Origin of the sequence: Vibrio aquaticus, assembly GCF_003970385.1 — a bacterium.
In the GTDB taxonomy this organism is placed as follows: Bacteria; Pseudomonadota; Gammaproteobacteria; order Enterobacterales; family Vibrionaceae; genus Vibrio; species Vibrio aquaticus.
In genome coordinates, this window is sequence record NZ_RXZH01000008.1 from 121,969 (window position 1) to 146,237 (window position 24,269).

Here is a 24,269-nt window from a genome sequence, read left to right on the forward strand (position 1 = left end):
GGTTTTATCCGCCTATTAATACTGTGGGCATTCCTAGTACGATTGTGCCACCATGTGCAGTCGTATCACCCATACGGGCTGCTGGTTTATTCATCACTAAAACGGTAGCACTGCCTTTTATGATGGAATCAGGGGGACCGACACACACACACATGTCGCCCATAGTGGCGGCTGGCATATTGCCAATAAGTACAGTAGGAACCCCTGGACCCGAGATAGGACCGCCAACATGAGGTATTGGCGGCACGGCAGGTGTTTGCATTGGGCAAACGTGCATGTCTGTCAATCTTGCTGCTAGCGTCATGCTGAACCTCCGTTTCCACCATTTGCTATATCAAGAATGTAAGTTATTGAATTAGTATAGTACTCCTCCGAGTTTTTCCAATTCGGTAACGCTGCAGCGTGATTAATCGCTCCGGCAACGGCTTTGCAATACAAGAACGGATCAGGGAGTACAGCAGGTAAATCTGGAGAGACAATACTTCCTGAGCCATTCCAAAAAACCGCTTGTGCTAACCAAGATGGCCCACAGTTGAGACCTAATCGATTCGATAACAGCTCCGCTTTACGTCTGAGCTCTTCACTTGGTGATTGCACCCATTGTTGTGCTGTTTGGATGCACTGCATTTGGTGAGCGTTCCAAATGTCTTTTCTTTGCAGTAAGCAGAGACTCGCCCACCAGATGGCCTCACGAACGGGAAGGGCATGGGCAAGAAACTGAGTTAAGTCGTTGTTGAGCTGCTCGTTTTTCAATGCCTGAATAGATTCCTCGATCGACATATCTGGATTGAGCAATGCATCGGCTTCGTCGGATGCTGTGAATCTGGGTAAGACCTGACCGCAGGTCTGATAAGGGATTTTCTTATAAGTCATTAATTTACCTTGACGATTGCGCCTTTCACTTCGCCCATAACACCACCATCAAATGTCGCTTTAAGCCCAGATTTAAACTCGGCGCTTAGAGAGCCTTCTGCAGACAGTGTAGTGTCTGCTTTAATCGCTATGCTTAGCCCTTTAATTGAATTAGAGCTGGTTGCTTCGAGCGCAGTGGTGGTGCCTGAGACTTTATTTGCTGAGGTCGCTTTACTGGTGACGTTAGTGCCTTGCAGGTTGAGAGCGCTACTCGCTTTGATATCGATATTACTGGCTTCAATTGAAATGGATGAGGAAGAGATCGAGATCGTGCTTGAGCCAACTTTGAGATCGATGGAGTCATCCGCTTCAATTGTGATGGATTTCGCTTTCTCTGAGAGTGATTTGGTTACAGATAGTGTGTAACTGTCTTCAGTCGCGATGGTCATCTTCTTGGTGACAGACTGTGAGAGCTCACCCTTTACGGTTTCCGTGTGGTTATTTTCGATCTCCCGAGTCAGATCTTTTGCCGCGTGGAGATAGACAAGCTCTTTATCTTTCTTGTCATCAAAATAGAGTTCGTTAGATTGCCCACTTAGCTTAGTTTTGATGCCACTTTTGGTGCTGTCAGCTTCTTTGTACGGGGGCGCGTTTTTACTGTTGTAAACGCTGCCTGTAATGATGGGTTGATCAGGATCTCCATCAATAAAAGAAATCAACACCTCTTGACCGGTTCTGGGTACAAATTGAGTTCCGTAGCCATTTCCAGCCAGCATTTGAGCAACACGAACGTAGCAGCTGGTTTTATCTCCGCTGGTTTCGGTGTCCCAATGAAATTGAATATAAACGCGCCCTTGGTCGTCTTGGTTTATTTCTCCACTTGTTTTCCCTGCCACTGTCGCACTCTGTAACCCGTGCACGCGGCTCTTTTCACGCGGCTGAGGGTAGTATGAGGTCGATTTAGGGATAGCTGTGACTTGTGTATTGCACACTACGTCTTCTGAATATTGTGTCGTGACAGAAATAACCGAGTAATCTGCCAATTGAGACTTGTCCAAATGGCTCGACAACGAAAACCAAGTTGCAACGTCAAACAGGTCATGTTTAGCCGTTGCGATGACTTTTTCATAATCTTGTTCTAAATGGCCAATGCGACGTTTGGCTAGGTTACTTGCAAGGTCTGTTTTGTCACCGCTAATGCCAACAGGTGGGTAATGGCGGTTAGTCAGCTTGGTATTGTTGGCGATTGAGTGAGTGCTTTTCTGTGCTTTACTCGAGACAAGTTTGGATTGAGTATAATCGTACGCAGTGAGTTCTACACTTGTGCCGTGAAACGAAAGCAGCGGAGACCATGAATCAATTAGCGGTAATGAGCCACTTGGGGTTTCTGCCATATCAAATTTAGGGGTAGCCGCCTTGTCGAAAGGCGACTGTGCGTCTTGTAGTACTAACGTATGAGCTTTACTTGTATGCGTGAAGTAGTAAGAGACGCCTTCTTCCGCCAATAGACGGGTGACGAAATCAAAATCTGATTCATCGTACTGAAGACAGTATTCGCGTTTTGTTGCCGGCATCTTGGCGATCTTGTAACACCCCTTAAATCCCGCATTATCGAAAATGTCGCTGACGATATCTTTGGTCGACTGATTTTGAAAAACACGAAACGCATGAGTGTGTTTCAGTAGTTCTGTCCATGGCCTTAACGTGATTTCATAGAGTGCAAATTGAAGGTTTCCATCCATGCCAAGGCTTTTTATTGCGGTTATCACACCATTGTATGAGCGCGATAAAGTGTCACTACCAGATTGATTGGAGTATCGGTTGACCGTAATCAATTGACCCAACTGACTTTGGATATCAAAGCTATTGGATATCAGTGTGGCGTTTATTTGAAAAGGTTCTGACAAGGTTTGAGTAATGGAGAATTGGCTTATCGCATGCTCTTGTCCTTTGTAATCCTTTGCTGACATTGGGCCAGAGGTCGCAGAGAAATTCTCAGCCATAGCACTTCCTTAATAAATGACTGCCGATTTGAGTAGATGTACTCGAAACAATGATTTGTGATTTATGTTAACGATTCATTAAAAAGTAGCAGGTATTGATTTCGAAATAAATTAAATTAACTATTATCTATAAATCATGCAATTATGAGGAGAGGTGTGATGGCAAGCTCGGATGCTAAGAACATGGCGAAACAATTTTTAGGCCATGTAGAAAAGGAAAGCGCGTCTTATCACAAAAGTTGGGCGCGAAAGTTCGGAAACAAGTATCAATCTGCCAAGAACTGGGTCAAACGTGACAAAAAAATGGTTGCGATGGATGTAGTTCAAAAAGGGGTGAAAACCGGTATTGGACTTATCCCTTTTCCAGGCAGCAAGGAAGGCGCGGCATTACTTGAAGCGGCCGGAGGATCTGCTTTGAAAGCTGCCTCACGTAAAGCATGGGAAGAAGGGTCGAAAAAAGGCGTTAAGTCATTGCTTTCAAAGAAAATTGAAGAAGCCCGTAAACAACTCAAAGTCAACCCTGTTGGAAAAGTGGATCACCAAGTTTTTGTGAACTCGGCTCAAAAGCGAGATCAAAAGATGCATGCGATTCGGAAACTGGTGAAATACGAAATTAAGCTGTTGCCGAAAAAAGCCGATGAAATGAGTCTGCGATTGTTTAAACTTAAAGAAGCGATTAACTCGTCGAGAAACAAGCTTTCGCAAACTATCGTCAGCATGGATTCAAGTGAAGACGCAACTCTGGAACGTATGCAGGCATGGGCAGCGTATTTTTCAGCTATTCAAGAGGTAAACCATTACCAAGACAAACTCCGTGATACGTTAGTTCATGTTCAGGAAATCACGAAAGATGTGGAATGGTTCCTAGCGTCCAGTGAAGCAGCTACAGAACAAATGACGGCGGAAAACTTACCTAAACTGGAAGAAGCGTTTGATCAAATCCGTAAAGGTTACGGCAACATTAACTCGCTCAAACAGCTTCAAGAAATGATGTTAGAAAAAAACCTTATCAACGCCGGCATGATGGATCCAAGCATGGCAAAGTACAAATACACCGTTTAACGGAAAGATTGGATCTAAAAAGGCGCTCTAGTTGAGCGCCTTTATCATTTAAGGACGAGATAGGAGCTAAGCACTGATTTAACGACTATCAACGATGAGTAACTGTGCTTTTTGATAGCTTAGGTTCATCGCGTCGACTTCATTACGTTGCGTTAGGATTCGCTCCACGCTTGGCAACACTACAAAAAGAATCAATGGTTCATCATGCAATTCTTGCCAAGGGCGCGAATGACTTTCCTTCTTGTGCGCTGAAAGGTTAACCGTTAATACTAGACTTGTTGGCGCAAGCTCACTTCCCTTAAAAGAACCCAGTTCGTGTACTCCTCCCCATAATGACTCTAATGGTCGCTCATGAGTGCTCCTGAGAAACATATCTAACTCCTTAGTACCTTCTGAGTTGGTTAGCGTAGTGCTCAAGCGCTCAGTGACATGCCTTCCATCCTGAAACGGCAAATAGCCTAGATTATTGTCGACAATCTTATGATTCAGGGGACAAAGCTGGACCGAATCACTCGATTGTTGACTGGCGTATAGCTCGCAACTGAACTGCTTGATCAGAGTCTCCAACCCCTTATGAAAGTCTTCACCTTTTAAATCATCGTTTGTGAACGGCTTAGTGTCCGTTGCGAAGGTTTGATATTGCCTAACTTCTGCAAACAACAGATCGAATTTTTCTTCAATCGCAGAGCGGTTAGAGACTGCAATTAAGCGGTTATTTTTAATCGCTGTCTTTAGAACGTTGTCTGACTCGATCACAGTCGTGTCATCACTAGAGTAATAGGTAGAACCCAAGGTTGGGTAATCTGGTTCACGTTCTGGTGCAGAAAAGAGTGAACACCCGCCCAGCAGCGTGGAAGTCAAAAGTGAAAGCAACAGCGGTTTAGTTAAGGGTGTGCGCATGAATGATTACAATCTAAGCGTTTCAATGAGTGGATAAATACTAATGGGAACACAAGCTTAAGTCACTCGTATCATAGTAATAATGGGGGGTGAGAGCACATTATCGAGCGTCTAAATGCAACGCGATTTCGTTTCAGACGTTAAGACCTTAGTCTAAATTGTCGACAATTTTGTTGATTGTCGACAGTTTTATAGTCTATTTTAATTCTAGTTGGACAAATTGTAGACAAAGTAAGAACGGTCAAAGCGAGTATCAATAGTATGAATACTGAATTTATCACTCGACCAAAAGAGAATGCGCCTGAAAAGGAAAACACAAAATCTGAAAGCCTAACTGAATCATTAGTTGAGGCAATTGTGAACGGTGACATTGCACCCGGCAGCAAAATCTCAGAACCCGAATTGGCGAAGCAGTATCAAGTGAGCCGAGGGCCTTTGCGTGAAGCGATTATGCGAGTTGAGGGGCTAGGGTTGATAGAGCGAATCCCTCATGTTGGTGCGAGAGTAATCAGTTTCTCACCTGAGAAGTTGATTGAACTTTATGCCGTAAGAGAAGCATTGGAAGGTATGGCGGCTCGATTGGCTGCGAGACACATCACCGATGAAGAACTGATCGGCTTAGAAGCAGTATTGTCGACTCATTCTCAGCACATCAATGAAGTGGAAGGTGCCTCTTACTTCCATCAACACGGTGACTTTGACTTTCATTATCGAATTATTCAGGCGAGCCGCAACAGCAAACTTATCGCGTTGCTTTGTGGTGAACTTTATCACTTACTGCGTATGTATCGATACCAGTCTCCTCGCGCTCAGTCGCGCCCTGCAGAGGCATTGGACGAGCATAAATTTATTCTCCAAGCGATTAAAAATAGGGATGAGGAACTAGCAGAAATGCTAATGCGACGTCACATATCAGGCAGTCGTACCCTTATCGAACAACACATTCTTAAGGATTAGAGGACAGAGATATGAGCTTATCTCAAGGGGCCAAATTCAGGCTCGCTGTAGAGCAAAACAATCCGTTACAGATCGTCGGTACGATCAACCCATATTGTGCCATGATGGCAAAGAACCTTGGCCATCAAGCGATCTATTTGTCGGGTGGTGGTATTGCCAATGCTTCGTATGGTTTACCCGATTTAGGCATCACAACGTTGAATGATGTAGTTGTTGATGTTGAACGTATCACCAATGCTTGTGACTTGCCTTTACTCGTCGACATTGATACTGGTTTTGGCGGCGCGTTCAATATCGCTCGTACGATCAAGGCGATGGAGAAAGCCGGAGCAGGGGCGATACATATGGAAGATCAAGTTGCCCAAAAACGCTGTGGTCACCGACCAAATAAAGCGATTGTTAGCCAGCAAGAGATGGTTGATCGAGTAAAAGCTGCCGTTGATGCGCGTAACGATGAGAGCTTTGTCGTAATGGCAAGAACCGATGCATTAGCCGTCGAAGGAATGGACAGCGCGATTGAACGAGCGATTGCTTGTGTTGAGGCGGGCGCAGATATGATCTTTCCAGAAGCGATGAATGAGTTAGCTCAGTACCAACAGTTTTCTACTGCACTGTCACAAGCGACCGGCAAGCATGTACCCATACTGGCTAATATCACCGAATTTGGTCAAACCCCACTGTATGGTGGAGAAGAGCTAGCGAACTCAAACGTGGACATGGTTTTGTATCCATTGAGTGCGTTCAGAGCAATGAACAAAGCCGCGGAGATGGTGTACAAACATTTGCTTGAAGTCGGTAATCAAGAAGCGTTAATTGCCTCGATGCAAACAAGAAAAGAATTGTATCAGCACCTGAATTATCACGATTACGAAGACAAACTCGATCAACTGTTTTCGGAAGAGAAATAGCTAAAAACGGAAGCCTAAGAAAACACTATTCAACTTAATCCAATAACGTGAAACGCCTGAGCGAAAATCGCTCCGAAAAGAGAGCAACTTCAGGCAGAAAAGGAGTTCTATCATGCCTAATGAACTAGGTGGAGCAGGCCTTCGTGGCCAAAGCGCTGGAAGCACAGCTTTATGTACTGTCGGTAAATCGGGGACGGGGTTAACGTATCGAGGATACGACATCACTGACCTTGCTAATCATGCTCAGTTTGAAGAAGTTGCTCATCTACTGTTACGTGGTCACTTGCCTAATCAGCAAGAGCTCGATGCCTACAAAACGCGACTGTTGAGCCTAAGAGGTTTACCTCAACCACTGAAACAAGCGTTAGAGTTGTTGCCTGCTTCTGCCCATCCGATGGATGTAATGCGAACGGGCTGCTCTGTGCTTGGCAATTTAGAGCAAGAGCAAGATTTTTCACAGCAGTTAGATGCAACAGAACGAATGCTGGCACTTTTCCCTGCGATAATTTGTTATTGGTATCGATTTAGCCATGAAGGTGTTCGAATTGAGACACAGGATCAAAGTGAAGATTGTGTGGGTGGCTACTTCTTGAAAATGCTCACTGACAAAGCGCCAAGTGAATTACATAAGAAAGTGATGCATTGCTCTCTGATTTTATACGCAGAGCATGAATTCAATGCCTCTACTTTTGCCGCGCGTGTTTGTGCGTCCACGCTGTCGGACATTCATTCATGTGTGACGGGCGCAATAGGAACATTACGTGGGCCATTACATGGTGGTGCAAATGAAGCCGCGATGGAGATGATTGAGCGTTGGATGACACCGGAAGAGGCCGAAAGCAACATCCTACGTATGCTCGAAAGCAAAGAGAAGATCATGGGATTCGGTCATGCTATCTATCGTGAAAGTGACCCTCGCAATGCGTTAATAAAACGTTGGTCGGAAGAGCTTTCAATTGCGGTTGGTGACACACACTTATACGCCGTGTCTGAGCGAGTCGAGTCGGTAATGAAACGCGAGAAAGGTTTGTTCTGTAACGCCGATTTCTTCCATGCTTCTGCTTATCATTTTATGGACATTCCAACCAAACTATTCACCCCGATTTTTGTGATGAGCCGCTTAACTGGTTGGGCTGCGCATGTTTTCGAACAACGTGAAAACAATCGAATTATTCGACCAAGTGCAGACTATACCGGGCCAGAGCATCAGGATTGGTTACCAATCGATCAGCGTTAGTGAATTGTGGGTATATCTCTTATTCAGATCCAGTTTTGAGTATGAGTCAGAGGTTTACCAACCATAAGTTTTGCATTGGAAGCCGAACATGAATACAAATTATCGAAAACCGCTACCGGGAACACATCTTGATTATTTTGATGCCCGCGAAGCGGTAAACACCATCTCCCCTGGTGCCTATGAAACGTTGCCATACACATCTCGCGTACTTGCAGAACAACTAGTACGACGCTGTGACCCTTCAACGCTGACACCAAGCTTAAAACAGCTTATCGAGCGAAAACGTGATTTAGATTTTCCTTGGTATCCGGCACGTGTTGTTTGTCACGATATTTTAGGACAAACCGCTTTGGTTGATTTAGCTGGGTTACGTGATGCGATTGCGCAGCAAGGGGGCGATCCTGCCGATGTAAACCCGGTAGTCGAAACCCAACTCATCGTTGACCATTCACTTGCGGTTGAACACGCAGGGTTTGACCCAGAGGCATTTGAAAAAAATCGTGCAATTGAAGAACGTCGAAATGAAGACCGTTTCCACTTTATTGAGTGGTGTAAAACGGCATTCAAGAATGTCAGCGTGATTCCTGCAGGTAACGGGATCATGCACCAAATTAATCTTGAAAAGATGTCACCGGTTATCCAAGTAAAACAGGGTATCGCTTATCCCGATACGTGCGTGGGTACAGACAGTCATACTCCTCACGTTGACGCACTGGGTGTGATTGCCATTGGCGTTGGTGGTCTGGAAGCGGAAACAGTGATGCTTGGAAGACCATCTATGATGAGGCTGCCTGATATTGTCGGCGTGAGGCTAACGGGTAAACGTCAGCCGGGAATTACCGCAACGGACATCGTTTTATCGATTACTGAGTTTCTTCGTCAACAAAAAGTGGTCTCTTGCTACTTAGAGTTCTTTGGTGAGGGAGCACGTGATCTCACTATTGGTGACCGAGCAACGATTTCTAATATGACACCGGAATACGGTGCCACGGCAGGCATGTTCTACATTGATGAGCAGACCATCACATACCTACGTTTGACTGGACGAGAAGATAGCCAAGTCGACTTGGTCGAGAAATACGCAAAACAAGTCGGTCTGTGGGCGAGTGACTTAGACGACGCTCAGTATGAACGTGTGTTAGAGTTCGACCTGTCTCAAGTCACTCGAAATCTGGCCGGTCCTTCGAACCCACATAAACGTCTTCCTACTTCTCGTTTGGTAGAGAGTGGCATTGCGACTGGAGCGCAGTTAACCCAAGGTCAGCTGCCAGATGCAGCGATCATCATTGCTGCCATCACATCATGTACCAATACCAGTAATCCGAGAAACGTTGTTGCTGCGGGGTTAGTGGCGAAAAAAGCCAACGAACTTGGGCTTCAACGCAAGCCGTGGGTTAAATCATCATTTGCCCCCGGGTCTAAAGTAGCCAAGCTTTATCTAGAAGATGCAGGTCTACTATCCGAACTAGAACAATTAGGATTTGGCATTGTTGCCTACGCATGTACGACGTGTAACGGCATGAGCGGAGCGTTAGATCCAGAGATTCAGCAAGAAATCATAGACCGTGACCTCTACACAACAGCAGTATTGTCGGGCAATCGAAATTTTGATGGTCGTATTCACCCTTATGCAAAGCAGGCGTTTCTTGCTTCACCTCCTTTGGTTGTGGCCTATGCGCTTGCCGGTACGATGCGTTTTGATATCGAGCGCGATTCATTAGGTGACGACAGCCACGGCAACCCAATCTATCTCAATGATTTATGGCCGACTGATGAAGAAATTGACGCAGTAGTGGGTAAGCATGTTCGCCCAGAACAGTTCAAACAGATTTACGTTCAAATGTTTGACCTTGATAAGAGTGAGCCAATGAGTGATCCACTGTACGAATGGCGTTCTCAGAGTACATATATCCGCCGACCACCATATTGGGAAGGCGCATTAGCAGGAGAGCGCACTCTGAGTGGTATGCGGCCTTTGGCTGTGCTTGGTGACAATATCACCACAGACCACTTATCGCCGTCTAATGCCATTTTAGCGAGCAGTGCCGCCGGTGAGTATCTGGCCTCAATGGGTGTACCGGAAGAAGATTTTAACTCCTATGCGACACACCGCGGTGACCATTTAACCGCTCAAAGAGCGACCTTTGCTAACCCTAAGCTCTATAACGAAATGGTCGAAGAGAACGGGGAAGTTGTTCAGGGTTCACTGGCGCGAGTGGAACCTGAAGGTAAAGTCACCCGTATGTGGGAAGCGATTGAAACCTACATGGAGCGAAAGCAGCCTCTTATTATTGTCGCTGGTGCTGATTACGGACAAGGCTCCTCTCGAGATTGGGCAGCCAAAGGCGTCAGGTTAGCCGGGGTTGAAGCTATCGTTGCGGAAGGGTTTGAACGTATCCACCGAACTAACTTAGTCGGCATGGGAGTGTTGCCTCTGCAGTTCAAAGCAGAGACAAACCGCGAGACACTTAAGCTCGATGGGAGTGAACTATATGATGTAAAAGGGGAAATCGCTCCGGGAGCTGATCTCGTTCTTGTGATAACACGATCGAACGGTGAAAAGTTCGACGTAACGGTGACTTGTCGATTGGACACGGCTGATGAGCTGAGCGTCTATCAAGCCGGTGGCGTACTGCAACGTTTTGCTCAAGACTTTTTGTCAAAGTAGGAGGATGGAATGACACGAAAACCATTAAACATTCCAGCGACCTATATGCGTGGCGGGACCAGCAAAGGCGTGATCTTTAGCCTACGAGATCTTCCTACTGAGGCCCAAACTCCAGGTGAATATAGAGACGCTTTATTCTTGAGAGTGATAGGCAGTCCCGACCCTTACAGCAAACAGATTGATGGCATGGGCGGCGCGACGTCAAGTACGAGTAAAACTGCCATTGTATCCAAGAGTGAACGGCCAGATCACGATGTCGACTACTTGTTTGGGCAGGTCTCAATTGACAAACCCTTTGTCGATTGGAGTGGCAACTGCGGCAATTTATCGGCTGCTATTGGGCCTTTCGCCATTCACGCAGGCTTAGTTAATACGGAGAAAATTCCCGAGAACGGCATTGTTGAGGTGAAGGTATGGCAACAGAATATAAGCAAAACGATTGTCGTTCATGTACCTATCTCTAACGGAGTCGTTCAAGAATCGGGTGACTTTTTTCTTGATGGCGTTGCGTTTCCATCGGCTGAAATTCAGGTGGATTTCGTGCAACCTGGCGCGAGCGACGGAGCGATGTTTCCGACGGGGAACCTGATTGACTCTATCAACATTGACGGGATTGGAGAATTAGAAGTGACGCTAATTGATGCCGGTATACCGACAGTTTTTGTTGATGCTGCAGCAATAGGTTATCAAGGAACGGAGCTTCAAGAAGCGATTAATGGAGACTCAGCTGCATTGGAACAATTCGAACTGATTCGAGCTCATGGGGCGTTGAAAATGGGCTTGATCAGTGAATTAGGGCAAGCAAAAGAGCGTCAGCATACGCCTAAAGTTGCCTTTGTTTCACAACCGAAAAGACACACGACATCAAGTGGCAAAGTGGTTGAAGCTCATGAGGTCGATATACTCGTTCGCGCGTTATCAATGGGTAAACTTCACCATGCCATGATGGGAACTGCAGCGGTCTCCATTGCAGCAGCAGCAAGTGTCCCGGGTACGCTTGTTCACCGAGCTGCGGGAGAAAAAGCGAGAAGCAGTATTACGTTTGGTCACCCGTCAGGAACACTCAAGGTTGGCGCTAAGGCGATTAGCAATCAAGGCAGCTGGACGGTTGAAAAAGCAAGTATGAGCCGCAGTGCGCGCGTAATAATGGAAGGATGCGTGCGTGTGCCATTTGATTGCGTCCCACTCGGTTTTTCGAATTAAACTAAGATGAATTAGCACCTCAAACGCACTAAACATCATGTCAGGACATACTGGAGGAAGCACTATGTCTGCATATCAGAAAGAGTACCAATGGGCAGCGAATCACCCAGAAGAATTTTGGGAAGCACAGGCTCAACATATTGATTGGTTTAAGAAGCCAAGCACCTTATTAGCAACGGATGAAAATGACATAGAACGTTGGTTTCCTGACGGTTTATTGAACACTTGTTGGCTTGCGCTTGATTACCATTGTGAACAAGGGCGAGGGGATAAGGTTGCACTTATCTACGACTCTCCAGTGACAAATAGAAAACAGCAATATAGCTATCAACAACTGCGAGACCAAGTTGCCCGAATTGCGGGTATGTTGGCCAATCAAGGTGTAACCAAAGGCGATCGCGTCGTTATTTATATGCCGATGATTCCGGAAGCGGCAATGGCAATGCTGGCATGTGCAAGGCTTGGTGCTATCCACTCGGTGGTGTTTGGTGGGTTCGCTGCCAATGAGCTTGCTGTGCGCTTAGAAGATGCAGAGCCTAAAGTTGTCCTGACCGCATCCTGTGGCGTTGAAGTAAATAAAGTGATTCCTTACAAGCCTTTAGTCGACAAAGCGATCATGGACAGTCGTTGGAAGCCGCAGCAGGTAGTGGTACTACAGCGCCAAGAATGTAAGTCAGAGCTGAATGGCGAACGTGATGTCGATTGGTTGAGTGCGTATGAATCTGCTTCTCCTCACGCTTGTGTACCAGTGTTGAGTACAGACCCTTTGTATATTCTGTATACATCAGGTACCACTGGAAAACCCAAAGGTGTTGTGCGTGACAATGGCGGTCATGCTGTTGCGATGAAGTATTCAATGACCTCAATTTATAACATCCCTCAAGACGGCGTGTTTTGGGCCGCATCTGATGTTGGTTGGGTTGTTGGGCATTCCTATATTGTTTACGCGCCACTTATTCACGGTTGTACGACAATCCTATTTGAAGGAAAACCTGTACGTACACCCGATCCCGGTGCATTTTGGCGAGTGTGCCAAGAATACAAGGTCGATGTACTCTTCTCTGCGCCCACTGCCTTTCGGGCAATCAAGAAAGAAGACCCAAATGGCGAATGCTTATCTCAATATGACTTGAGCAAGCTGCAAACCATCTTTATGGCTGGCGAACGGTTGGATCCTCCAACGTTAGAATGGGTTGAAACTAAAACGAACAAACCGGTCATAGATCATTGGTGGCAAACAGAGACAGGATGGGCGATAGCAGGCAATCCTATTGGCCTTGAACATATGCCAATCAAAGCGGGTTCAGCGACTAAGCCTATGCCAGGCTACCAAGTCGAGATCTTAAATGAATTGGGAGAACCAGCCCAATCAAACCAACAAGGCTTTGTCGCGCTAAAACGCCCACTGCCGCCGAGTTGCTTACCAACGGTGTGGAGAAATCACGATAGGTTTGAATCTGGCTATTTGGGTCAGTTCCCAGGCTACTATGTCTCTGGGGATGGTGGGTATATTGATGATGAAGGCTACCTGTTCATCATGGGCCGAATTGACGATGTCATTAACGTTGCTGGTCATCGCTTGTCCACCGGGGAAATGGAAGAGATTGTCGGTGGTCATCCAGCGATTGCTGAATGCGCAGTGGTAGGGGTTCACGACGAGCTGAAAGGACAGCTACCACTTGGTTTAGTTGTGCTCAAAGACGGTGTAAAAGTGGATGACTTGGAGCTCGAAGGTGAACTTGTTGGCAAAGTTCGAAACGAAATAGGGGCCGTGGCCTGCTTTAAACATGCACTGGTCGTTGAAAGGTTACCTAAAACGCGTTCAGGTAAAATTTTACGCAGAACCATACGACAAATTGCGGATGGTGAACAATATGTCGTGCCATCAACGATCGACGATCCAACAAGTCTTGCTGAAATTGAGCGAGTCTTGAAGAGCTAGTCATCTTTATAAGCATTCAATGAGCCCCTTCTATAAGGGGCTTTTTTATTGATAAATTTTGTCGAACACGCCAAACTGTGACTTTATTCGTCACGCAAAAATATTTATGCAACAGGTAACGATCCGCTCAGCAAAAACGGATGACCTTGAACAGCTCAATGAGTTAATGTTCAGCCTTCACGATGAGCACCATGCTCAATGTCCTGAGCATTTCAAAACAGCTGAAGAGATTGAGCAAGAAAAGAGTATTGCTCGATACATCGATGACCCAGAATGTTTAGTCTTCGTGGCATGCCACGACGACAAAATAGTCGGGTTTATTTCCGGCCATTTTTGTGAATTGATTTCAACCGTAAGTAAGCCGGTTCAAATGGGCAGTCTAGATGAGCTCTATGTGTTACATGCTTTCCGCAAGCAAAGTATCGCAAAGACCTTGTGCCAACATATTGAGCAACGTTTTGAAGAATATGGCGTCAAACAGCTGTTTGTTGAGGTTTGGGATTTCAATCAGCCAGCTATCGCGTTTTATCACCAATCTGGGTTCTCGCAGCACATTCATGTGATGCGTAAGTCCATCACAAACTAAGCATTAGGGACTATGACAATATTGAAACGCTTTTCACTTTACTTAATCACCTTTTTGGCGTTTTTTACATCAGGAATATCATGGGCGAGTGAGTCAGACCCGGGACTCAAAGGGGCAGTGTGTGTCATTCGCTCTGGTGATAAAGTCGTCATGGTGAATGAAATTTTGACCAAAAAATTGTCATTGCCCGCAGGAACGATAGACAAAGGAGAAGACCCAAAAGTTACCGCAGTCAGAGAGACGTGGGAAGAGACGGGTCTTGTGGTTTCCATCTATGGTGAGTTAGCTCGGACCGATGAAGCGGTAATCTATGACTGTGTCAGTGATTCAGAGATCGTAGCCTATCAATTTAACAACCACCTAGATGGGAATGAACTTCCGATCTGGTTTGCCCCTCATTATGGTATTGAAATCGCTTCTGCCATGCTTATTTCACCCTCTATTGTTCCTCAGACTCTTTACCGCTTTCCGGAGCAACTAGAATGGTTGGTATCAGCTTTACCGAATGCGACCGATCAAAGTGTTATGTATGTAGACCAGTTGGTGGAAGCCGCGCCAGTGTACAATCAAGTTGAGTTGGGTTGGATGGTGAGTCTACAAAATACCTTACAAACGCTCCCAGAAAGTGTCAGATTAATCACTGAGCAGGTTATCTTCACTGGCGATTGGTTTGCGCAAGCTTGGTTACTTCTTCTTGTTTTGCCATTGTTATATTGGCGCTTTGGTAAAGAGTTTGCGTACAAAGCGTTCTTTGCAGTGACGGTGACCACATTGCTAGCTTTGGTTGCTCAGCAAGGATTTGCTAACCCGCGGCCGCATGTTTATCTCCCAGCTATAGAGCTCAAACAAACCTACGGTTTTAGTCTGCCAAGCGTTTCTATGGCGTTGTGGTTATGTATTGGCACTTTAGTACTGCACGGATTGAATCGTTTGTATTTGAATCGGTGGTCTATAACGTTGCTATGTATTGTTGTTTGGCTGAGCTTTGCGCGTTTCTATAGCGGTGCGGCTTTCTTAGTAGACAGTTTAAGTGGCGCATTGTTAGGCGCTTTGTGTGCCTGGCATCTTATCCGCTTAGAGAATAAACCAGACATCAACATCATGGAATTGTTGTCATCGAAAGCGATCTGGGTATTGCTCGTAATTGTGTGTACGGTGCTTACCATTCTTTGGCCGATTCCAAGCTTTACCTATTGGCTAGCTATCTCTATGACTGTCCTGGCACTTGTTTCGACACTGAAACGTGATGGCAGTAAGGCCTCAGTTAACGTTATCATCGCGGCGACGGGTGCAATGGTCGTGTTCAATTTAGTCCTAAACTATTTGCTACCCTTAGTTTCAAACAGCAGTCTCTGGTCCCTTGTCGGGGAAACCTTACGTTACCCAATCACTATTCTGCTCTTTACTTCAATCATTAGAATGAAGGCTAGCAGGGCATTGGCTCGTTAAATGACAAAGGCAGCGTGTAAAGTGACGCTGCCTTTTTATCAATTATTGATTGAGCATGTACTGTTCAATGATTTCAGCTACGCCGTCCTCATCGTTACTCTTGGTGATAAGATCCGCAATCTCTTTGGTTTGCTCCATCGCATTTGCCATCGCCACACCTAGGCCTGCATATTCGATCATATGATGGTCGTTTTCTGCATCGCCCATACAAATCACTTCGTCAGCAGTAATACCAAGGTGGTCAGCAATCGCTTTCACCCCAACACCTTTGTTGCTCTCAGGGTTCAAAAACTCTAAGAAAATAGGAGCACTCTGAACAACAGTGAAGCTTTCTCTCATTTCAGGTGAGATTGATTGACTAATTTGAGTGATGCTCTCAGGTGCACCAACAATCATCGCTTTAATGATGGAATGCTCATCTGCCAGTTGCTCGAAATCCATCACGGTCACAGGAATGTTATTAATCGTCGCTTCAATATCCGTGTATTCATTCATCTCAGGTGTGATGAGGCCAAACTCAGTGCTGAATGCGTGGCAGTATGCTCCTAGTTGTTTTGCTGTTGTCGCAACTTGCTTGGCATCTTTACCATTGATGATTGCAGAGTGGATGATCTTGTCAGTCCCCAATTCTTTGACCATTGACCCATTGAAATAGACAACAAACTCGTTGTCTCCTTTTAGGTTTAACAGGTCAAGCTTGTCGCGCATGCCATCAATTGGTCGACCAGAAGCCAACACCACGGTTGCTCCGTTTTCACGAGCTTGCGAAATTGCTCGTTGAGTACGTTGTGAAATCGTTTTATCACTGGCCAGCAGGGTGCCGTCCATATCTAATGCAATAAGTTTATACATCTCTTACCTAACAACTTTAATTAATACTTACCAAATCTGAGCAGAATAAAGTCAAACGAGAGATTGATCAATTTATGAATGGGTTGACCTGAGTTGCTCAACCCGATAATGTCTCGCTCCTGCGGAATTTAGAATATGTGTTAGGCTGAGATCAAATTGTACAAAATTAACGAAATGTTCGAGACCATCCAAGGTGAAGGTGTCTTTACGGGTGTTCCATCTGTGTTTGTAAGACTGCAAGAGTGCCCGGTAGGCTGTGCTTGGTGTGACACGAAACAAACATGGGATGCGACTCCGTCTGACGAGCGACCTTTAAAAGAGATCCTTAAGAAAACGGAAGACTCTCCAACTTGGTGTAGTGTGACTGCCGACGATATCGTTAATGAGTATAAGAGTCAGGGTTATACAGCCAAGCATATCGTTATTACGGGAGGGGAGCCTTGCATCTATGATCTCCTTCCTCTTACTCAAGCGTTTGAGGCGATAGGGTGCCAATGTCAAATTGAGACAAGCGGTACGTCGGAAGTGCAAACATCGGATGAAACTTGGGTGACAGTGTCACCTAAAGTGGCAATGAAAGGTAAACTGCCGGTTCTTGACTCTGCTTTATTGCGCGCGAATGAGATTAAACACCCTGTAGCGACACAGAAGGACATTGACCAGTTGGATGAACTGCTGTGTCGAGCGGGAGTGACTGACAGTACAACGATCGCACTTCAACCAATCAGTCAAAAGCCAAGAGCGACACAACTGTGTATTGATGTATGTGTTGCACGTAACTGGCGCTTATCGATTCAAACCCATAAATATTTGAGCATTGCTTAAGGAAGTGAAAATGAAGAAAGCTGTTGTCGTTTTTAGTGGAGGCCAAGACTCCACGACTTGTTTAGTGCAAGCTTTAAAAGAGTTTGATGAAGTACATGCAATTACGTTCGATTATGGTCAGCGCCACAAACTAGAAATTGAAGTCGCACAAAGTCTTGCTAAAGAGCTTGGTGTTGCCGCGCATAAAGTGATGGATGTGGGCTTGTTAAATGAGTTGGCCATCAGTTCTCTGACGCGAGATGACATCCCTGTATCACATGAGTTACAAGAGAACGGATTACCAAACTCTTTTGTTCCTGGACGCAATATTTTATTCCTGACACTTGCGGGGATTTATGCTTATCAGATTGGCGCTACAGCGGTCATTACTGGGGTGTGTGAAACAGATTTTTCTGGTTATCCAGATTGCCGAAATGACTTTGTCAAAGCGATGAATAATGCAATGGTTCAAGGTATGGATCGTGACTTTGAAATACAAACGCCGTTGATGTGGTTGGATAAAGCGGAAACGTGGGCCCTAGCTGACCAATATGATGCGCTGCAACTTGTTCGTGAAAAAACACTGACTTGTTACAACGGCATCATTGGTGATGGGTGTGGCGATTGTCCGTCTTGTGAGCTACGTAAAGTCGGCCTTAACAGCTATTTAGGTGACCGAGAGACTATTATGGCTCAATTGGTGCGTAAGCAGACGCAGGAAGATAAATAGGATCGTTGAACGCGTCAATTGTGCAGTTCTTCCCGCTTTGCTTTGCCTGATATAGGGCTTGATCCAGTATTGAATAGAGCTCATCGAAATCAGACAAAGATTTTGTTGTAGCAATATAAGAAAGGCTCGCGGTTACGTTGAGCTTTTCTTTATTCTCCGCCTCAAATTCCGAATCCCCGATGGATTGATGGAGTTTGTCGATATAGCTTGCGACGTCTAATTCATCGATATCACGCACTACAACAATAAACTCTTCTCCACCTAAGCGGCCAAAGATATCCCCAGTGTCCATTTTCTCATTAATTACATGAGCAATATTTGATAAAGCGCGATCGCCAGTAGGGTGTCCGTATGAATCGTTAATCTTCTTAAAATCATCAAGATCCAATAAGATCAGCAAATGTCGATGCTCTGGATTTGAAACGGCTTGAACTTGTTTAATCTCTCGGATAGACGCCGCTCGGTTTAGCGCACCTGTTAGGTGATCATGCTCGGCTTTCCTAGAGCGAGATCGAATCAAAAACGCATACAAGATAAACAGAAGCGTCAAAGAGCCGAGTGCGAATAAGTACAAGTGATTCAATGAGGTAAGGTTATCAATTTGATCTTGTTGCACTTGGTTTTCGGCTAAGGTTTCTTTGTGCTTAGCATCTAAACTGTATTCTCTTTCTGCAGATTCTAGAGCAAGATAAGCCGATTGATTTTGAACCTTCCGCTTTGACAACTCCAACTCGGTATACTGCTTATACAGCTCTAAGGCCGATTGAAAGTTATTATTTGCTTCTGTAAATGTTGCTTTCGAAATGAGAGCCTCAGCCTGTAGATTCACACTCTTAATTCGCTTGCCCAGTGTTAACGCTTTGTCAGCGAACGATATCGCGAGAATGTGGTTGCCCTGCAGGTGGTGTGTTTGCGCTAAAGACAGATATATCTCACCGCGTATTTGATCGTTGCCTTGAATGGAGGCGAACTCTAGAGAATCAAGCAACAGCTTGCGACTTTTTTCATACTGCTCTAAGGCACTATAAGTATTACCTAAACCTAACAAAGCGTAAGTGAGCCCATATTCGTGGTTGTAATTTGTTAGGATTAATTTTGCCTGAGTAAAGTGATGCTTGGCATTACTGTAGTCTTGAGCCGCAAGTTGTATGGTTCCCATGCTATGGTGCGCTTGGGCCAACTCTAACTGAGAGTTATTTTCGTTGCGTATTTTCAATGCGACATTAAGGTACTCTTCCGCCTGCTTGAGCTGCCCAAGGTTCATAAGCAATAGGCCAGCATCATTATAGACTCCAGACGGATCAACGTTGCTTGGTAATATCGAAAGATACTTCTGATAATGCTCTAATGCCGATTGATAATCGCCAAGGTACTCCAAGTTGTTAGCAATGACTCGCACAGCCTGGTAGCGGGGTAGTATGGTTGATGATGTGTCAGATAAATGCGTTTGCAACGAAGAGCAATATAAGTTGGCTTTGTGGTATTGCCCCTGTTTATTTAGAGAGCGACAAAGATGATACTCAAATAGAATTTTACCCTGGATATCATTGTTCAAATTAGAGTGATTAAGCAGTTGCGTGTATTTTTCCGTTGAACGTCTAAATTCGAGTTTATTCTCTGAATTGAGCGCTGAAATAAACTGTTGCTCACGAGAGGAATATTCTTCATTGAACGCCAGTTGGTGGCCATGAAAAGGCTGACCTTTTAATGTCATAAAACCATGCAGCTTTGAGCTGACGTAGAGCTTTTCGATACCTGGCGCGAGTGAACTGTAGCGGTCTTGCAACATCGCAAGAGCACGAGTATCACTTTGCTGAGCGACTTGGTTGTAGGCCTGTTCCCATTCTTGCCAATGGTTGTTGGCCAATGTGTGACTTGGTGTGAGCGCTGCAGCCAGTATTATGGATAGCGTCCGAGCAAATTGACGTTTCATTAGAGTTAATTTATAAGGTTTCTTACTATTCTATGCTCTAAATGGTATGGGGTACAATATGATATTGGTGTTGTGTGCGGGGAAATGCGAGCTGTGTGGGGTTGTTATTAAAATAAAAAGCGCCCAACTAAGGACGCTAAATCATCAGAGATTAATCTAGGTAAAGTTTCGCAAGGTCTGAAGGTTCCATTTCTTTACCTTCAAGTTGAGCATTCCAGTTAGTCCCAACAAGAACACCATCTTCTGCAAGTGTCAGTAGCCAATCTTCTACGAAAATATCCAGTGGGATTTCTAGAACCTCAAAGTCAGCCCATTCTTCAACATTGTGAGTTTGAGCATCTTCTTTTGATGACCAAAAAGGCATTACTTCACTGTTCTCGAACTCTGTAGAGTCACACGCTAACCAACCTTCTTCATTGCGCATACCCCAAACCAATTTAGATTGTTTAGTTTCTGCAACGAAAAGCTCTAGGTTAGCTTGGATATCAGAAGTTAATTTACTCATTAGATTTATCTCGTATGTTTATTCGGTGCTAGAGTACCATTCATCAGCCAAAAGCCAAATAAAAAAGGGAAGCGCTTGCTTCCCTTTCTGTCAGAATAACGACTATTTTTCAATCTTAGTGAAAATAGACCACTCTTCTTTAACATTTCCTTTGTGTCCAACGACGGTAGCCACAACTTTACGGTTACGAGCATGGCTAACTTCGTCATCGCCAAGCGCTTCAAGGTTCGTATCACCAAAACCTACAATGCGCACTCGTGATGAGTCAACACCGTTAGACAGAAGTGCAGATTGAACCGACTCAGCTCGACGCTCTGAAAGCGCTTTATTGTACTCTGGGTTACCCACTTTACTTGCGTAACCTTGAAGTTCGATTGAAGTCGACGGATAAGACTCAAGAAACTCAGACATTTCGCGAATTTGGGTCAGGAATGCAGGCTGAATTACATCGGAGTCGTTAGCAAAGAGAATGTGTAAGCTCATCTCTTCTTCGGTTTTGATGTAAGTTCCACAACCATCGTTATCAATGTCAGCACTTCGAGGAGTTTGTGGGCATAGATCGCGAGCGTTAATGACGCCATCTTTATCTTCATCAAGCAGGTCGTCCACTTGATTCGATTTTGGCGTTTCAATGTACTCGTAAGCGTCTTCCGCTTTAAGTGGTGCGGCAAACACTGTTGCTGAAATCAAAACAGCTAAAAATGACTTATTCATATCAGTATTCTACCTTTTCGTTCCATTCTTCTGGTGTATCAACACGGAGTGCTGCGAGCAAATTGCCTGTCGCATTCATCACACGGTATTTAGCATACTGTTCGTCGTACTTAGCGTCTAGGTAACCTTTACGAGCTTCAAACAGTTCGTTTTCAGTGTTCAGAACGTCTAGTAGGGTACGTTTACCGAGTTTGTATTGCTTGTCGTAAGCGATAACGGTATCAGAGGCAGAATCAACGTGGTCGGAAAGAAAATCTTTTTGCTGAACAGTCAAATCTAATGCGCTCCAAGAAAGTCGGAGGCCTTCTTCTACAGTTCTAAATGTACGGTCACGGAAGTCTTTAGCTTTGTTTAGTTGATACGCTGCACTTTCGCTTCTGTCTGAGTCAGAACCACCGTTATATAGGTTGTAACGCATGCGAAGCATGGCAGAAAACTCATCACTACTTCCTTCTATACCACCTGCATCATCACGCCATGTTTGATTGGCTTCAATAGAGAGAGTTGGGAAATTCACGCCCTTAGTTTGATCGTATTGGAAACGAGCAGAATCCACATCAGCCTGAGCGACTTTTACCACAGGGTGATTTTCGAACGCGCTATTAATGGCTTCATCAACGGTATATGGAATTGCAGTCTCATCCGCTCTTGGGAACGTTAGGCCCTGAGGTGATTGACCGACAATGCGTTTAAATTGCGTGTGCACATCAAACAGGTTGTTTTGCGCGGCAAGCAAATTACCGTGTGCTTTAGCTAGACGAGCTTCTACTTGAGAGAGATCGGCAGTTGAGCCAATACCAGAATCAACGCGCTTTTTAATATCACGGTAGATATCTTTATGAACGGCGAGGTTACTCTCGGAAAGGGCTAAAACTTCATAAGCTTTAGTCGCATCAAGGTAGATCTTAGTCACTTCAAGCGCAATGTCTTGAGCGTCAGAAAGAAGTTGGAAACGCACAGATTCGGCGTCAGCAGAAGTTCGGTCCATGTCATTAAGTGTTGCAGAACCATCCCAGATAAGCTGTGTAAGGCTCAATGTTGCTTCCTTACGCGTGAGCTCGTTTTCTGTGGTAGTTAGGTCAACGGCCTCATAACCAATACCGGCGTCTAAATCAATGCTTGGCAGGTAAGCTCCAGAAGAAGCTTCAGCATCAAAGACTTTACTTCGAAACTCGTTGTATGACGCTTTGATTTCTGGGTTAGTCGCGATGGTATTAGCAACCGCTTGTTCTAAAGTCTGACTATGTGCTGGAAAGCTAAGTGCAACCGCACAACTTAGTACTTTCAATTTATTCCAATTCACTTTGGTTCTCCTCAAGTGCTCTTAGGCGTGGATATTACGCACTAGTGCGTCTCAAATGTGAGAGGTATCCATTAATAGCGCCAATAAAGTAACACTCTTAAGCAAAGATGACTAATGCAATCAGAAACTTTCGTGTGATCAAACTGTTAAAATATGTATATCGCCGTATTTTTGATGTTTATTCAGTAAATCGCATGGTGAACTGTTGCTCACTCAATAATATTGAGATCTTCATTCCGTTTCTCAATGCTGAGAAATGCAACTTGTGTCGTGTTTAATGTTACAGAATGTAGATAAATAGTTTCAGTCAGCCGATGAAAAGTGCTAATTTATAAAGCTAATGAATTTATCACTGTCAGAATTTTGTCTCTGACGGTCGAGTTGGTATGACGTAGTCAAGGAAAAGGGCTTAATTATGGGTTTTGGTACTTTTGTTGCAGTTGGAAATCTTGCCGCTAACCAAGTTATTGTAATAAACGCTAATGGTGACGTAAGAGTCTTGGCGGAAGGAGAAACGCCTTTACCGGGTGAAGTTGTTGTCCAAGCAGGTCAATCAGAAGATCAGAACCCTCAGGTTCAACTTGTTGACGATAATGGTGAAAACCAAGATATCACCTCTGAAATTGAAGAGATTTTTGCAGCGTTAGAAGAAGGTCAAGATCCAACTCAGCTTGGTGATGACTTGGCTACTGCCGCTGGTGGACAGAGTGGTTCGAGCCTAACAGCTTCTACTTCTGTTAGCCGAGACGGTACAGAAAGAATTGCTTCAACTGATTTTGTTACCCAAGGTTTCGAGTCCTTAGGCCTATCTGAAACCCAAAGCCTCTCCTTACTTGAGCAATTCCGCTTATTCGAGCCTGTTTTTGTCGATATCAATAACTCCCCACTAGGTGAAAGCCTAGCTGTAATCACGGACGAAGATACACCAATCAGCGGCCGACTCACTGCAACTGACCAAAACGCTCAAGATGTTCTTACCTTTACGCAGACCTCTGGCCCTTCAAATGGCACGGCAACCGTAAACCCTGATGGTACTTGGACGTATACACCGAACGAAAACTTTGATGGTAGTGATAGTTTCGAAGTTACAGTCGACGACGGAAATGGCGGCACTGATACTTTGCTTGTTAATGTTACGGTCACACCAATTCCAGAAGTTTCAATCGTTGGTAACGATGTTGTTAGTGAGGGTGATGCAGCAAGCTATACCGTCAACTTTGACAAGCCTTCAACGCAAGAAACAACGATTAAGCTCGGAGTGAATTTTGGAAGTGCTGAAGTAGATGATCTTGAATCTATTGTTGTAACACTCTCAAGCGGTGAAGTTGTTACAGTTTCTGGAGACGGAACAGTTGTTGTACCTGCTGGTGAAACGGCATTAACTGTTACGATTAAAACGTCTCAAAATGACACTTATGAAGGTGACGAAGACTACGTTGTTACAGTAGAGGCGGGCGAAGGCACTCTGGGCTCAGGATTAGTTAACACAGTAATCCAAGACGGTGGCCAAAACGGTGGTGATGACGACCGTCCAACCGTGAGCATTGCCGGTGGTGGTGACGTAAGCGAAGGCGATAAAGCGCATTTCACGGTGAGTCTAAGCAAAGCGGCAGACATCGACGTCACAGTTAAGTTGACGTTGAACGAAGAAGAGACTGAGC

General features: G+C 45.0%; 21 protein-coding genes. 12 read left to right on the top strand and 9 right to left on the bottom strand.

Annotation, left to right across the window (positions count from 1 at the left end):
• Positions 1 to 4 precede the first annotated feature (4 nt).
• From EJ063_RS16470 to EJ063_RS16480, 3 genes are read right to left on the bottom strand one after another with little or no spacing between them, the layout of a single operon-like run.
• Positions 5 to 304, bottom strand: a complete 300-nt coding sequence (locus EJ063_RS16470; RefSeq protein WP_126575424.1) for a PAAR domain-containing protein — start codon at positions 302 to 304, stop codon at positions 5 to 7.
• Positions 301 to 873: a DUF6931 family protein gene (locus EJ063_RS16475; protein ID WP_126575425.1), complete on the bottom strand. Its 573-nt coding sequence runs from the start codon at positions 871 to 873 to the stop codon at positions 301 to 303. The genes EJ063_RS16470 and EJ063_RS16475 overlap by 4 nt, the downstream gene beginning before the upstream one ends.
• A complete protein-coding gene (locus EJ063_RS16480) occupies positions 873 to 2,855 on the bottom strand; it encodes a type VI secretion system Vgr family protein (protein WP_126575426.1) in 1,983 nt (660 codons plus the stop codon). Before EJ063_RS16480 ends, EJ063_RS16475 begins: the two co-directional genes overlap by 1 nt.
• Before the next feature lie 159 nt (positions 2,856 to 3,014).
• On the opposite strand from EJ063_RS16480, the gene EJ063_RS16485 reads away from it, so the two are divergent.
• Positions 3,015 to 3,917 (top strand): hypothetical protein, encoded by a 903-nt coding sequence (locus tag EJ063_RS16485; RefSeq protein WP_126575427.1) that lies wholly within the window; start codon positions 3,015 to 3,017, stop codon positions 3,915 to 3,917.
• Between the two features lie 78 nt (positions 3,918 to 3,995).
• Here the strand turns inward: EJ063_RS16485 and EJ063_RS16490 are convergent, their stop codons facing one another.
• A complete protein-coding gene (locus EJ063_RS16490; RefSeq protein WP_126575428.1) occupies positions 3,996 to 4,817 on the bottom strand; it encodes a hypothetical protein in 822 nt (273 codons plus the stop codon).
• 261 nt (positions 4,818 to 5,078) lie between these two features.
• Between EJ063_RS16490 and EJ063_RS16495 the strand changes: the two genes are divergently transcribed.
• The 8 genes from EJ063_RS16495 to EJ063_RS16530 all read left to right on the top strand — a co-directional run bounded on the left by EJ063_RS16495 (position 5,079) and on the right by EJ063_RS16530 (position 15,767).
• Complete coding sequence (locus EJ063_RS16495) at positions 5,079 to 5,774, top strand: GntR family transcriptional regulator (RefSeq protein ID WP_126575429.1); 696 nt, start codon at positions 5,079 to 5,081, stop codon at positions 5,772 to 5,774.
• 11 nt (positions 5,775 to 5,785) lie between these two features.
• The gene (gene prpB, locus EJ063_RS16500; RefSeq protein ID WP_126575430.1) at positions 5,786 to 6,682 is read left to right on the top strand and encodes a methylisocitrate lyase; all 897 of its coding nucleotides are present in this window, start codon (positions 5,786 to 5,788) and stop codon (positions 6,680 to 6,682) included.
• 112 nt (positions 6,683 to 6,794) lie between these two features.
• Positions 6,795 to 7,919 carry a bifunctional 2-methylcitrate synthase/citrate synthase gene (gene prpC, locus EJ063_RS16505; protein WP_126575431.1) on the top strand — a complete coding sequence of 375 codons (1,125 nt, stop codon included), beginning with the start codon at positions 6,795 to 6,797 and terminating at the stop codon, positions 7,917 to 7,919.
• An 88-nt stretch (positions 7,920 to 8,007) separates the two neighbouring features.
• Positions 8,008 to 10,587: a Fe/S-dependent 2-methylisocitrate dehydratase AcnD gene (gene acnD / locus EJ063_RS16510; protein ID WP_126575432.1), complete on the top strand. Its 2,580-nt coding sequence runs from the start codon at positions 8,008 to 8,010 to the stop codon at positions 10,585 to 10,587.
• 9 nt (positions 10,588 to 10,596) lie between these two features.
• Complete coding sequence (gene prpF, locus EJ063_RS16515) at positions 10,597 to 11,790, top strand: 2-methylaconitate cis-trans isomerase PrpF (RefSeq protein ID WP_126575433.1); 1,194 nt, start codon at positions 10,597 to 10,599, stop codon at positions 11,788 to 11,790.
• A gap of 64 nt (positions 11,791 to 11,854) precedes the next feature.
• Positions 11,855 to 13,732 carry a propionyl-CoA synthetase gene (locus tag EJ063_RS16520; protein ID WP_167469915.1) on the top strand — a complete coding sequence of 626 codons (1,878 nt, stop codon included), beginning with the start codon at positions 11,855 to 11,857 and terminating at the stop codon, positions 13,730 to 13,732.
• A 106-nt stretch (positions 13,733 to 13,838) separates the two neighbouring features.
• The gene (locus tag EJ063_RS16525) at positions 13,839 to 14,318 is read left to right on the top strand and encodes a GNAT family N-acetyltransferase (RefSeq protein ID WP_126575435.1); all 480 of its coding nucleotides are present in this window, start codon (positions 13,839 to 13,841) and stop codon (positions 14,316 to 14,318) included.
• Positions 14,319 to 14,330: 12 nt separating this feature from the next.
• A complete protein-coding gene (locus tag EJ063_RS16530) occupies positions 14,331 to 15,767 on the top strand; it encodes a bifunctional NUDIX hydrolase/phosphatase PAP2 family protein (protein WP_126575436.1) in 1,437 nt (478 codons plus the stop codon).
• A 42-nt stretch (positions 15,768 to 15,809) separates the two neighbouring features.
• Here the strand turns inward: EJ063_RS16530 and EJ063_RS16535 are convergent, their stop codons facing one another.
• Positions 15,810 to 16,619 carry a Cof-type HAD-IIB family hydrolase gene (locus EJ063_RS16535; RefSeq protein WP_126575437.1) on the bottom strand — a complete coding sequence of 270 codons (810 nt, stop codon included), beginning with the start codon at positions 16,617 to 16,619 and terminating at the stop codon, positions 15,810 to 15,812.
• Positions 16,620 to 16,793: 174 nt separating this feature from the next.
• On the opposite strand from EJ063_RS16535, the gene queE reads away from it, so the two are divergent.
• Both queE and queC read left to right on the top strand, forming a co-directional pair.
• Complete coding sequence (gene queE, locus EJ063_RS16540; protein ID WP_167469917.1) at positions 16,794 to 17,444, top strand: 7-carboxy-7-deazaguanine synthase QueE; 651 nt, start codon at positions 16,794 to 16,796, stop codon at positions 17,442 to 17,444.
• Between the two features lie 10 nt (positions 17,445 to 17,454).
• Complete coding sequence (queC, locus tag EJ063_RS16545) at positions 17,455 to 18,153, top strand: 7-cyano-7-deazaguanine synthase QueC (RefSeq protein WP_126575439.1); 699 nt, start codon at positions 17,455 to 17,457, stop codon at positions 18,151 to 18,153.
• On the opposite strand, the gene EJ063_RS16550 is transcribed toward queC, so the two are convergent.
• From EJ063_RS16550 to EJ063_RS16565, 4 genes are all read right to left on the bottom strand, one after another.
• Positions 18,110 to 20,086 (bottom strand): tetratricopeptide repeat-containing diguanylate cyclase, encoded by a 1,977-nt coding sequence (locus EJ063_RS16550; RefSeq protein ID WP_126575440.1) that lies wholly within the window; start codon positions 20,084 to 20,086, stop codon positions 18,110 to 18,112. The two genes, queC and EJ063_RS16550, sit on opposite strands and share 44 nt — an antisense overlap.
• A 151-nt stretch (positions 20,087 to 20,237) precedes the next feature.
• Positions 20,238 to 20,591 carry a DUF2750 domain-containing protein gene (locus tag EJ063_RS16555; RefSeq protein ID WP_126575441.1) on the bottom strand — a complete coding sequence of 118 codons (354 nt, stop codon included), beginning with the start codon at positions 20,589 to 20,591 and terminating at the stop codon, positions 20,238 to 20,240.
• Between the two features lie 102 nt (positions 20,592 to 20,693).
• Positions 20,694 to 21,305: an OmpA family protein gene (locus tag EJ063_RS16560; protein ID WP_126575442.1), complete on the bottom strand. Its 612-nt coding sequence runs from the start codon at positions 21,303 to 21,305 to the stop codon at positions 20,694 to 20,696.
• 1 nt (position 21,306) lies between these two features.
• Positions 21,307 to 22,608 carry a TolC family outer membrane protein gene (locus tag EJ063_RS16565; protein ID WP_126575443.1) on the bottom strand — a complete coding sequence of 434 codons (1,302 nt, stop codon included), beginning with the start codon at positions 22,606 to 22,608 and terminating at the stop codon, positions 21,307 to 21,309.
• Between the two features lie 415 nt (positions 22,609 to 23,023).
• On the opposite strand from EJ063_RS16565, the gene EJ063_RS16570 reads away from it, so the two are divergent.
• The coding region (locus tag EJ063_RS16570) for an Ig-like domain-containing protein (protein WP_167469916.1) at positions 23,024 to 24,269 on the top strand (1,246 nt) is incomplete at its 3' end.